Annotated in this window: 12 protein-coding genes and 1 rRNA gene; all 13 read right to left on the bottom strand. The window is 43.5% G+C overall.

The window, feature by feature from the left end; all coding sequences use genetic code 11:
* A 16S ribosomal RNA gene (locus KFT32_RS20910) occupies positions 1-260 on the bottom strand; the annotation flags it as partial.
* A gap of 494 nt (positions 261-754) precedes the next feature.
* Positions 755-2092: a TrkH family potassium uptake protein gene (locus tag KFT32_RS20915; RefSeq protein ID WP_249436034.1), complete on the bottom strand. Its 1338-nt coding sequence runs from the start codon at positions 2090-2092 to the stop codon at positions 755-757.
* Positions 2093-2235: 143 nt separating this feature from the next.
* Positions 2236-3747 carry a lysine--tRNA ligase gene (gene lysS / locus KFT32_RS20920; protein WP_211749430.1) on the bottom strand — a complete coding sequence of 504 codons (1512 nt, stop codon included), beginning with the start codon at positions 3745-3747 and terminating at the stop codon, positions 2236-2238.
* A 187-nt stretch (positions 3748-3934) separates the two neighbouring features.
* Positions 3935-4411, bottom strand: a complete 477-nt coding sequence (gene greA / locus KFT32_RS20925) for a transcription elongation factor GreA (protein WP_211749431.1) — start codon at positions 4409-4411, stop codon at positions 3935-3937.
* Between the two features lie 194 nt (positions 4412-4605).
* Positions 4606-5649, bottom strand: a complete 1044-nt coding sequence (gene dusB, locus KFT32_RS20930; protein ID WP_211749432.1) for a tRNA dihydrouridine synthase DusB — start codon at positions 5647-5649, stop codon at positions 4606-4608.
* 103 nt (positions 5650-5752) lie between these two features.
* Positions 5753-5962, bottom strand: a complete 210-nt coding sequence (locus tag KFT32_RS20935) for a helix-turn-helix domain-containing protein (protein ID WP_211749433.1) — start codon at positions 5960-5962, stop codon at positions 5753-5755.
* Entirely contained in the window at positions 5914-6459 is a 546-nt protein-coding gene (gene folK / locus KFT32_RS20940) for a 2-amino-4-hydroxy-6-hydroxymethyldihydropteridine diphosphokinase (protein WP_211749434.1), read from the bottom strand. The genes KFT32_RS20935 and folK overlap by 49 nt, the downstream gene beginning before the upstream one ends.
* 6 nt (positions 6460-6465) lie before the next feature.
* The gene (gene folB / locus KFT32_RS20945; RefSeq protein WP_211749435.1) at positions 6466-6834 is read right to left on the bottom strand and encodes a dihydroneopterin aldolase; all 369 of its coding nucleotides are present in this window, start codon (positions 6832-6834) and stop codon (positions 6466-6468) included.
* On the bottom strand, positions 6827-7690 hold the full coding sequence (gene folP, locus KFT32_RS20950; protein ID WP_211749436.1) for a dihydropteroate synthase: 864 nt from the start codon (positions 7688-7690) through the stop codon (positions 6827-6829). Before folP ends, folB begins: the two co-directional genes overlap by 8 nt.
* Positions 7677-8576, bottom strand: a complete 900-nt coding sequence (locus KFT32_RS20955; RefSeq protein WP_211749437.1) for an aminotransferase class IV — start codon at positions 8574-8576, stop codon at positions 7677-7679. The genes folP and KFT32_RS20955 overlap by 14 nt, the downstream gene beginning before the upstream one ends.
* A 1-nt stretch (position 8577) precedes the next feature.
* Positions 8578-9153, bottom strand: coding sequence for an aminodeoxychorismate/anthranilate synthase component II (pabA, locus tag KFT32_RS20960; RefSeq protein WP_211749438.1), 576 nt, complete (start codon positions 9151-9153; stop codon positions 8578-8580).
* 15 nt (positions 9154-9168) lie between these two features.
* Entirely contained in the window at positions 9169-10767 is a 1599-nt protein-coding gene (locus tag KFT32_RS20965) for an anthranilate synthase component I family protein (protein WP_283246457.1), read from the bottom strand.
* Positions 10768-10994: 227 nt separating this feature from the next.
* Positions 10995-11933, bottom strand: coding sequence for a cysteine synthase A (gene cysK / locus KFT32_RS20970; RefSeq protein ID WP_211749439.1), 939 nt, complete (start codon positions 11931-11933; stop codon positions 10995-10997).
* Between the last annotated feature and the right edge of the window lie 144 nt (positions 11934-12077).

The following is a 12077-nucleotide window of genomic DNA, read 5'->3' on the forward strand; positions in this document are numbered from 1 at the left end:
TAGCTAATGCGCCGCAGGCCCATCCATAAGTGACAGATTGCTCCGTCTTTCTTTCCTCTCCCATGCGAGAGAAGAACCTATCCGGTATTAGCTACCGTTTCCGGTAGTTATCCCAGTCTTATGGGCAGGTTGCCTACGTGTTACTCACCCGTCCGCCGCTAAGTCTCAGAGAAGCAAGCTTCTCATCGACTCCGCTCGACTTGCATGTATTAGGCACGCCGCCAGCGTTCGTCCTGAGCCAGGATCAAACTCTCCAATAAAGTTATTGAAAAGAGCGATAAGCTCATTTAGAAAATGCTGACGAGAACTTAACGTTCTCTTTTTTTCAATTTGTTATGACCAACAAATTGAAATTGTATTACTCACTCATGAGTTTCACTTGCGTAAAACTCCTCGTTGTTCAGTTTTCAAAGATCAATCTCGCTAACAACTCTTGTCGTCAGCAACTTTTATATCATATCATGTCCGGTTTAGAAATGCAAGCTTTTTTTCTGAAGTTTTTTTGACTTCGTTAGAAAAGCAGGTTATTCAGTGTGTTGCTTACTGGCTAACTTTCTTGGCCGGAATTAGAATATACCATGCTGATAAATAGATTGCAACCCTTTTTTCAAAAAAATTATAAAGGGTCTTTTTCATTGCTACTACAAGGTAAAGTCGTTCTCAATTTATAGCACTACACTTATTCTATATCTCTCGGTATATAAAATAAAGGAGCCCTACTATAAAGCAGCAGCTCCTCTTCACCCCTATTACATTATCCAATAATAATTCGCCCTTCTGGATGACGATAGAGACTCTTTGTTTGTTTCGGTCTAATTGCATACGCAATAGTCAGCGGGCCGATTCGCCCGATAAACATCGTTACGGTAATAATCAATTTTCCCAAGTCAGTGAGTTCCGGTGTTAAGCCTACAGATAATCCAACCGTCCCTACTGCGGATGCAGCTTCGAACATTATAGCTAAAAATGAAGCATCCTCAGTTGTAAGTAACAACATGTTAACAACCATAAATATACCTAGCGTGATAATTATAATGGTCATTGCACGCATGACTAGACCTTGAGGTACGCGGTGACGGAAGAACACAATATCCTTTCTACCTCGGACCATCGCAGACAAGGCACCGATCATAATAAGGAACGTCGTTGTTTTGATACCACCACCTGTTGATCCTGGAGAAGCTCCTATAAACATAAGCAATATAAAGAAGAATTGTGTAGCTGAACGCAATTCTGTTACGTCTATCGTGCTTGTCCCAGACGAACGGGTAGACACCGACTGGAAGAAGGACGCGTAGATCTTATGCGAAAAATCAAGCGAACCTAATGTTTTAGCGTTGGTAAATTCAAAAACGAACAACACGATTGCACCAACGGCTATCAGCACACCGGATACGGACAGCACCATTTTTGAATGTAGGGACAGTCTCCGCTTTTTGGGATACTCAAATAGGTCATTCAGCACGACAAACCCTAGTCCACCCGACACGACAAGAATCGTTGACACCGTATTAAACAACCAATCGCCCGTATAATTTTGAAAACTGTTACCGAACAGGTCAAAGCCGCCATTGTTAAACAGAGAAACCGAATGAAAAATACCATAATAAAGCGCCTTGAAGAAAGGCATATCTAAGGACCATCTCATCGTAAAAATGACAGCAGCAATTCCTTCAATGGTGAAAGAAAAAATAAGAACCTTACGGATAATCCGGACGACCCCTTCCATGGTGTCAGAATTAATCGCCTCTTTTAAAAGAAGCCTGTCCTTCAAGGAGAGTTTCCGTCCGAATAACAGTGCAATCAAAGTCGCAATCGTCATAAAACCAAGACCACCGAGTTGCATGAGCACCATAATGACAGTTTCACCAAATAGGGTAAAGGTCGTTTCTACATCTACCACGACCAGGCCTGTAACACAGGCTGCAGAGGTTGCGGTAAACAGTGCATCTATAAAACGAAGCGAATGACCACTCTGGTTGGACATAGGCAGCATTAATAACACGGTACCAATTGCGACGATCAATAAGATACCTGCAACTAATATAAATGGCGGAGAGGCCAGCTTTTTGGTGAAGCCTACATTTTTCAAAATACATCTCGCCCTTCTCATAACTCCTTACCAAAAACTCAATTACTTTAAAAGAGGAACAACCTCAAGCAAAATCTGCTCAGCTGTTCCTCTATGACCTCTTATCTAATTAATAACCTATTTATACTAGGAGCTTGTCCTTCTTAGTCCAGTGCACGATGACGCATATGTGGGAAAAGAAGTACGTCACGAATGGATGGAGCATTAGTAAGCAACATCACCAGACGGTCTACACCGATACCAAGTCCGCCTGTCGGAGGCATACCGTATTCCAGCGCACGAATGAAGTCATCATCCATATCATGTGCTTCATCATTACCATGTTCTTTCTCCAGCAGCTGTGCTTCAAAACGCTGACGTTGATCAATTGGATCATTCAGCTCACTAAATGCATTGGCATGCTCACGACCTACGATAAAGAGCTCAAAACGATCCGTAAAGCGTGGATCTTCTTCGTTCTTCTTCGCAAGCGGAGAAATTTCAACAGGATGACCATATACGAAGGTTGGTTGAATCAATGTTTCTTCAACAAATTCTTCAAAGAACGCGTTCAGAATATGTCCGAATGTCATGTGGGGCTCAACAGGCACATTATGCTCTTTAGCCAAACGATGAGCTTCCTCATTCGTCATCTGAGCACCAAAGTCAACGCCTTTCACTTCTTTGACCGCATCAACCATGGATACACGGCGCCAGTCTGGTGTAAGGTCAACTTCGCGTCCTTGATAATCAATCTTAGTTGTTCCAAGGACCTCTTGTGCGATATGTGCAACCATATTCTCTGTAAGTTTCATGATGTCCTTATAGTCTGCATAAGCCTCATACAATTCGATCATGGTGAATTCAGGGTTGTGACGCGTAGAAATCCCTTCATTCCGGTATACACGGCCGATTTCATATACTTTCTCCAGGCCACCAACAATCAGACGCTTCAAGTGCAATTCAATCGCGATACGCATGTATAGCTCCATATCAAGCGCGTTATGATGCGTAATAAACGGACGAGCAGCAGCACCGCCTGCAATCGAATGCAGCGTTGGTGTTTCTACTTCCAAGAAGCCTAGCGAATCTAGGTAACGACGCATGGACTGAATGATTCTGGAACGGGAAATAAACGTTTGTTGCACTTCCGGACTCATAATCAAATCCACATAACGCTGACGATAACGTAATTCTACGTCTTTTAGACCTTGGAATTTATCAGGCAGTGGATATAAGGATTTGGAGAGCACTTCAAGCTCAGTAACTTTTATTGAAGTCTCGCCTGTTTTCGTTTTGAAAACAACGCCTTTTACACCAATAATGTCCCCGAGATCAAGAATTGTAAAAGCATCGTACTGAGCTTCAGAAACGGTATCTTTACGAACATAGATCTGGATTCGCCCGCTTAGGTCCTGAATATGCGCAAAACTAGCTTTACCCATACCACGTTTAGCCATAATGCGTCCTGCAAGACTTACTTCAATATGTTTTTCTTCGATTTCTTCTTTGGTCAAGTCATTATATTGTTTCAAAACATTACCGGCTTCATCCGTACGTTCATACTTTTTACCAAAAGGATCAATACCAAGAGCGCGCAGCTCATCTAATTTTGCCCGTCTGATCTGTAAAAGCTCACTGAGCTCCTGTTCTGTGCTAACCACTTCATCCGTCATTTGCCTTCTTCAACTCCTTAATTATTATGTATCTTCTTATGCAGTAATCTATGCAGCCTAAAAGATACAAGTAGATGCCCTACTTCTAAGGCTTGCTACCGATTGTATAAAGCCTTCAAAACACAACCTGATCGAAAAAAAGCTTCCCCTAGGGAAGCTCTCTTTCGTATCCCGATCATTTGTATGATTACTTCTTAATATCAACAATTTTATACTGGATAACGCCTGCAGGAACGCTCACATCAACAACCGTTCCTTTACCTTTGCCAAGAATGGCTTTGCCCACAGGGCTTTCATTTGAAATTTTATTTTGAAGCGGGTTGGATTCTGCTGTACCGACGATAGTATATTCAACAACATCGCCGAACTCCATATCCTCAACCGTAACTGTTGCACCGATTCCTACTGTATCCGTGCCAATCTCGTCACTGTTGATAATACGTGCGTTGCGGAGCATTTTCTCGAGAGTGAGTACGCGACCTTCGATAAAGGCTTGTTCATTCTTCGCATCTTCATACTCTGAGTTCTCACTAATATCACCGTATCCAATTGCTACTTTAATCCGTTCAGCAACCTCGCGGCGTTTGACGGACTTCAAGTTCTCGAGTTCATCCTCAAGCTTCTTGAGTCCCTCTTGGGTAAGAATGACTTCTTTATCGCTCATGTTAACCGATTCTCCTGTCATGGGAATAATATGGTACCATTTCAAAAACTCGTCTGAAAAAACGATATGCTAATCTTAAAAAAACAGAACAATCTCGTTCTCTTGATGTCATTTATACATAAAACCATCTTGCCGAATTTATACCAAAAAATTATAGGGTAACGATATACAAAAGTCAATGTTCCCCCTGTATCTTAGCAGGCGCAGTCGGTGTTAATCGGTTCTTGATCGATATCTTTACTCTCTTCTTCTGAATTCGACTCATTTCGAGGGAGATTCTCCAAGAAATTGTTCAAAATATCAACCATCTCGTCTCGTTTGGTTCCTTCCATGATCGCATCTTTAATTCGGGCAGAACCTTTTAGGCCTTTCAAATACCATGACAGATGTTTCCGCATTTCTCGTACAGCTACACCCTCCCCTTTGAGGGCAATCAGACGATCCATATGCAAAATAGCAATTCGCATTTTCTCTTCCGGTGTTGGATCTGCCACAAGTATACCTTTTTCCAGGTACTCAATGGTTCTATACAGCATCCATGGATTCCCCAAAGCGGCGCGGCCAATCATAATCCCATCGACTCCGGATTCCTCTAGTCTTCGCTTCGCTTCTTCCGGAGAGGAAATATCCCCATTCCCGATAATTGGAATGGATACCGAATCCTTAACTTCCTTTATAATATCCCAGTCTGCGCGGCCGGTATACAGCTGTTCTCTCGTTCTACCATGTAATGCAATCGCTTTGCCACCGGCACTTTCCACAGCACGCGCATTTTCGACAGCATATATATGGTCATGATCCCAGCCAATCCGCATTTTTACGGTAACCGGTTTTGATACTGCATCAACTACAGCGGATACCATTTCGTGAATCTTATTCGGATCCAAGAGCCAACGTGCTCCCGCATCAATTTTATTGATTTTGGGTGCAGGGCAGCCCATATTGATATCAATAATATCCGCATTGGTCTCTTGGTCAACTACCTTAGCTGCCGCAACCAACGATTCACGGTTACCACCAAAAATTTGGAGACTGAGTGGTTTCTCTCGTTCATCTACAAACAACATCTCGCGTGTACGTTTATTGCCGTTCAGAATCCCTTTATCACTGACCATCTCTGCACAGACCAATCCAGCGCCAAACTCTTTAGCAATGAGACGAAAAGCTGGATTACTTACCCCCGCCATCGGAGCAACAACGACCTGATTTTTCATTTCTATATCAGCAATCTTAAGCATTCTGGTTTTGTTTCACTCCTTTTACTGCTCTATTGTTCTAGAATGGTTATATTTATCACATTTAAACGTTCAAGTTCAATAATCGACAAGAAAAAATGTTTTTCTACTGTTGCTCCTTCTGAAATTCAGTAAGGGAAATGGCAAGAACATCTGCAATTTTGACAAGTTGCTCCTGTGTTGGACCACGAGTTCCCCGTTCAATCATGCCAAGCATGGCAAGGGATATTCCCGTTTGCTCCGCCAACGAATGCTGGGTTAAACCTTTTAATTTTCGGAAAGCGCGGATCCGTCTGGCCAGGTGCATGTTTTCCACCGCTGTATTCCATCCCTTTCATTCAGTCTCTCAAGAGCTGTTTGTACAAAATAAGAAATATCGCCAGATTTCCCACGGACAACATCAGACAAAGGAACCAATACAAATGCCCTCTCTATCATCCTCGGATGTGGGAGAATAAGCGCTTCTGTATTCATTTCGACTCCCTCATACCATAATAAGTCGAGATCCACAGTTCTTGGACCCCATCTTATATCACGAACACGTCCCAGCTGCTTCTCGATATCAAGCATGCAATTCAGCAGTTCCTGAGGGGATAAAATCGTATTTACGGAAATGGCCATATTAATAAACGCTGGCTGATCGGTATAACCTACGGGATCAGTTTCATACAAATCCGAACAAGCAATGACCTTGATCCCATCTTGTCCATTCAGCAAAGTAATGGCAGACATGAGTGTCTGCTCCCGATCGCCTAAATTAGCCCCTAAAGCAATATAAGCCTCTGACGTATCAGAGGTTGACTGTGCATTCATGAATCGTTATCCCACTTTCCTAGTGCGATGTAGTTCTATTGTGACTCCTTCAAAATGAATATCGAAAGGAGGATGCGGTTTCGTTACCTTTACCACAAGCGCATCCACACTAGTATAAGTCTCAAGTAGGGAAGATGCAATATATTCACCTAAAGCTTCAATTAATTGGAATGATTTATTTTCAACGATATTTTTCACATGTTCATGAATTTCCGCGTAATTTATCGTCTTGGTTAGATCATCATGAACACCAGCTTCCTGCAGATCCATATCCAGTTCTAAATCAATATAAAATCGCTGACCAAGCTTACGCTCTTCTTCAAATACCCCATGATATCCAAAGTACTCCATACGGTGAAGTTTCATTTTATCCATTATTAGATTCCTCTCTTCCTTGGTACAGCATAGCATCACACATGTCTACTGTACGCTTGATTTGGGCTACATCATGTACTCGCACCATTTGAGCTCCTTGTGCAATCCCAAAAGCGACTGTTGCTGCCGTTCCTTCAACCAGGTCATCAACGGGAAGTTGCAACGTATTACGAATAAATCGTTTACGGGAAGTAGCGAGCAGAACGGGGTAACCAAGCTCGACTAGAGTACCTAATGATATCATCATTTGCAAATTATGCTCATGGTTTTTCGCAAATCCGATGCCGGGATCAAGAATAATATTGTCCTTATGGATACCAGCTTGTAGGGCAAGATCTATGCTTTCTTTTACATCGGTAACCGCATCTTTAATAAAGTCGTTGTAATTCGTATTCTCCCGATTATGCATCAGGATTACAGGGCACCCCTTCTCTTGCGCAAGAGATGCCATATGTTTATCGGCTTTGAGTCCCCAAATATCATTAATGATGTGCGCTCCTGCATCTATAGCAGCTCTTGCTACATCAGCCTTATACGTATCTATAGAGATCGGTATATGAGGTGCCCGCTTATATAAAGCTTCAATAACAGGAACGACACGTTCAATTTCTTCAGCACTCGAAATTACCGTGTGTCCCGGACGAGTTGATTCTCCGCCAATATCAATAATATCTGCACCTTGCTCAAACAGCTCTATTGCGTGATTAACAGCACGCTCTACCGAATCGTATTGACCACCATCGGAGAAGGAATCCGGGGTTACGTTTACAATTCCCATAATAAGCGTCCTGTCACCCAGCTTCAAAGTCATCTCGCCACGCTGATATGTACGTTGGTATAGTCTAGGTTTCAACATCTTTTCTACCTGCTTTCTTGCGATATAAATCCAGCAGCCTGCGCGTATTCGGTCCCATTTGGCCGTTCTGAACCTGAATCACTTCTCCTTCCGGAAAACCAAGCAGTGCTGTTATGGGAATGAGCTCTTGTATGGAACTTGTCATAAATACTTCATCAGCCCGGCATAGTTCCTGCGTTGTGAACATACCTTTTACAACCGAGATGCCTAGTTCACTCGCAGCTTCCATAACGACCTCTCTCGTTATTCCGGGCAATATGCCTGTTGTTGTATCAGGTGTATAAAGGACGTCGTCCGAAAAGAAGAATAGATTGCTGACAATCCCTTCTGCAAGATGCCCCTCTTTAGTCAGCATTAAACCTTCCGCCTGAGATTGCACGGCTAGTTTATACTGCATAAACTCCCTCTTCGCCAGGATGTTATTCATGTAATGCAAAGATTTATGCCGAATATGACCCTCAGGCGTGTTCCGAATCGTAGTTAGCAACTGCAAAGGCTTCCCTTTGGTGTACCATTCATCATCCAGCTTGGGCAATGCCTTGGCAAAAAGGAGATGATTCGGCTCACGATAATCTGCTAAAGGTAAGCCCAAAAGCTCTTCACCTGCAGAGACGGTATATCGAAGATAGCCATCCTCGAGTCCATTGGCTTCCAGCAGCTCATCAATGAGCTGCTCTAGCTTCTGATCGTCCCGCTGAAAAGGAATGCCTAGCTCCTCACACCCCTCGCTGAGTCGCTGAAGATGACGTCCCAATAAAGAAGGCTTTCCCTCGTAGGTTCGAAACGTCTCAAATAAACCCATACCGTACAAGAAGCCGTGATCCATTACTGGAATCGCGGCTTTCGTTGTCTCTGTCAATTGCCCATTCATCATGACATACTGCATCTTAAGCACGTACCTTCTGGCGAAGGAAGTTACGGAGCATATGATGTCCGTAGTCAGTAACTATAGATTCAGGGTGAAATTGTACGCCTTCAATTGGATATTCCTTATGTCTAAGGCCCATAATTTCGCCTTCTTCCGTCTCTGCCGTGATTTCAAGGCAATCGGGAAGGCTTTCCCTCTCCACTAATAGAGAATGGTATCTCGTTGCTGTGAAAGGGGATGGCATTCCCTCGAACACAGACTCTCCTCCATGATGAATAGGCGATGTTTTCCCATGCATCAATCGCTCTGCCCTAATGACTTTCCCCCCAAAGGCTTGACCAATGGCTTGATGTCCGAGACAAACACCAAACATCGGAATTTTACCCTTGAAATGATGCAGTAGCTCCAGACTAATTCCCGCTTCATTCGGTGTACATGGACCTGGCGAAATTAAAATATGATCCGGGGAAAGTGTCTCTATTCCTGCAATATCAATCTCATCATTCCGGCGTACCTCAACTTCCTCACCTAGCTCACCTAGATACTGCACGAGGTTATACGTAAAAGAATCGTAGTTATCAATAACCAAAATCATGTTAAAAAACCTCCTCTAGTTCTCTTCTCTGCTTCGCTGCCTTGCAGCTTCTTCACTATACTGTACAGCCTTCATAACTGCTCTTGCTTTGTTCTTCGACTCCCTGTATTCACGGTAAGGATCGGAATCAATAACAACACCAGCACCTGCCTGGATATAACCGATATCATCCTTGACCGCAAGAGTGCGAATAATGATATTCAGTTCCATATCCCCTTGATAAGAAATCCAGCCAATGGATCCTGTATAAGGTCCTCGTCTTACCGGTTCAAGTTCCTCGATAATCTCCATGGTTCTTACCTTAGGGGCGCCTGTAATCGTTCCTCCCGGGAATGTAGCGGCAATCACATCAAATGCATTTTTACCTTCCGCCAAAAATCCTTCTACTTGTGAGACCAGGTGCATCACATGCGAATAATATTCGATGGTCATAAGCTCGGGAACTCGGACTGAACCATACTTAGCCACTCTGCCGATATCATTGCGTTCGAGATCAACGAGCATGATATGCTCTGCACGCTCTTTCTCGGTATTCAGCAGCTCTTCAGCCATATGCTTGTCCTCTTCTGAAGTTGCCCCTCTGCGCCTGGTCCCTGCAATAGGTCTTGCAATCACCTTACCCTGGTCCAGCTTAATTAGAAGCTCCGGAGAACCACTTACAAGCTGAAACTCCGGTGTCTGCACGTATCCCATATAAGGGGACGGATTAATAACACGAAGCCATTCATACACATCATCAGGAGAAGTATGAAGCATCTTGTCCTGTCTCAGTGAAAGATTCACCTGAAAGACATCACCCTGCCGGATATAGTCCTGCACCTTTCGCACCGCCTGTTCAAAGGCTTCCTTCGCAAAAGGAGATTCCCATCCCTCAGCTACATCCGTATGTGCATCTCCCTCAAGTCTTGCCTTCTCCAGCCTTCTTGTCCGCTGTTCTTGTTCGTCAACATAATGAGGGGCTTCTGCAGACTCTACGATATGTTCCCACCTAAGAAGCATGTTTTCTGCCCGTAAGGCTGCTTGCTTGAACTGCTGCTCAAGCGTCTGATCTTGGTTTAGGACGGTGTGAACAGAACAATAGATATATTCTTCTTCATGATCGATCGTCCACACTTCTTCAAACCGCATCCACATATAATCCGGAAGATTCGGATCATCCATAGCCAGTTCAGGCAGCTTCTCTAGGGAACGGGCCACATCATAACCTAGATATCCTACAACTCCACCAAAAAAGGAAGATATCCCTTGAGACTGTGGAGCACGGTAGGGGCGAATCCAATCCTCAATTAATTGCAGTGGTTCTCCCTCCATCGTGCTTTGCAAATGAAAAGTGTACTTCTCGCTTGCTTCTTTCGAAACGTCGAGATCCTTCACTTCAGCCTTCTTTCCTTTGCCAGTAATAATAGAAACCGGGCATAGTCCAAGATAGGTGTATTTGCCTCCCTTCCCGCTTTCCAGTACAAAGGCGTAGGGAGAAGCTTGCTCCCATGCGGGCTTCCAAGAATGAGGCATTGAAGGTTTCTTGAGCTTCATCTTGATTATATACGGAAGCAACGTCCACTCTTCTTTGCTCCATGCTTTCCATTCATCGTAGGTTGTAGATACCTTGTTCATGTGTGATTCTTTCCTCCAGGCTGACCTTGTCTATTGTTTGTTAGTATACTAAAGCATGCTTCTTTTTAAAAGTATCTGCTTTTCAGTTTTCCAATATGGGAAAATACTTCTACGTTTTATGTTCATTATCAAAAAAATCCCCTGCGCCTTAGCAAAATCTGCGGCACGGGGGATTATGGGTTTACACGTTCAACTAAAGCACAGGTTCTACTGTACCCGTGTTATTCTTAACCTTCAAAATTGTAAAGAGGTGTACTCAGATAGCGCTCACCGTTACTTGGAACGATTGCAACGACACGTTTACCTGCACCAAGCTCTTTTGCTACTTTCAAAGCGGCACGAATTGCTGCACCGGATGAAATACCAGAAAGAATTCCCTCTTCTTTGGCAACTTGACGCGCGGTCTCAAATGCATCCTCATTTTCAATATGAATGATTTCATCATAAATATCACGATTAAGAATTTCAGGAATAAAATTGGCACCGATTCCCTGAATTTTATGCGGCCCTGGAGAACCTCCTGCCAGGATTGGGGAAGCAGCAGGTTCTACTGCATAAATTTTGATCTCTGGGAAGGACTCTCTTAGCACTTCACCCGCACCTGTAATGGTACCACCCGTACCAATTCCGGCTACAAATGCATCCAGAGAACCACCTACAGATTGAATCGCTTCTACAATCTCAGGTCCCGTAGTCTCCCGGTGAATCTTAACATTGGATTGGTTCTTGAATTGTTCTGCCATGAAGTATCCTGGATTTTCCTCCACAATCGCTTCTGCCTTCTTAACCGCACCATTCATTCCTTCAGATCCTGGAGTAAGGACAAGCTCAGACCCATATGCACGAAGCAAATTACGACGCTCCAAGCTCATTGTCTCCGGCATAACGATAATCGAACGATACCCTTTAGCTGCTGCTACCATTGCTAAACCGATACCTGTATTACCGCTGGTTGCTTCAACAATCGTGTCACCTGGTTTGATACGTCCGGATTGCTCTGCATCCTCTATGATACTGATTGCAATACGGTCTTTTACACTTGATCCTGGATTCTGATATTCGAGTTTTACATAAACTTCAGCACTACCCTCAGGTACAATACGATTCAAGCGAACAAGTGGTGTTCCTCCGATAAGTTCAGTAACATTATTGACAACCTTAGCCATGACAATTGCCCTCCTTGGTTAGATAAGATAGTAAATTTATTGCTTCTTATATTCCATATAAAATGCGGATTCTAGTTGTATAAAATGAACTGTGGACTATGCTTAGTTCTAGCTGTTCACGTTGCAAGCCAACACATTCGTCCT

The sequence above is a fragment of the Paenibacillus sp. Marseille-Q4541 genome (genome assembly GCF_018310695.1).
Classification (GTDB): Bacteria; Bacillota; Bacilli; order Paenibacillales; family Paenibacillaceae; genus Paenibacillus.